Source organism: Rhodococcus sp. KBW08, from assembly GCF_003852455.1.
GTDB classification, from domain to species: Bacteria; Actinomycetota; Actinomycetes; order Mycobacteriales; family Mycobacteriaceae; genus Rhodococcus_F; species Rhodococcus_F baikonurensis.
Genome location: NZ_QAJJ01000070.1, coordinates 1 through 277, shown reverse-complemented (window position 1 = coordinate 277; position 277 = coordinate 1). Strand labels below are relative to the sequence as shown.

At 58.5% G+C, this 277-nt stretch carries 1 protein-coding gene; it reads left to right on the top strand.

The features are described from left to right. Window positions 1–47: 47 nt before the first annotated feature. Window positions 48–277, top strand: a 230-nt coding sequence (locus DBV08_RS32080) for a hypothetical protein (RefSeq protein WP_311717487.1), incomplete at its 3' end; no start/stop codon positions are given.

Genomic DNA, 277 nt, shown 5'->3' with positions numbered 1-277 from the left:
GGTTCTTGAACCGTTTCGATACGACGTCGTCGGCGAACAATATTCCGGTGGCGATTCGGTTGTCGGGATCGTTGGATGTGGCGGCTCTGCAGGCTGCTGTCTCGGATGTTGTTGCGCGGCACGAGATTTTGCGGACGGTGTATCCGGAGGTTGATGGTGTCGGGTTCCAGGACATTCTGTCGGCGGATCGGGTGCGGTTGGATTTGTCGCCGGTTGGGGTGTCGGAGTCCGGTGTCGTTGGTGCGGTGACGGAGTTTTTGTCGGCTGGTTTCGATGT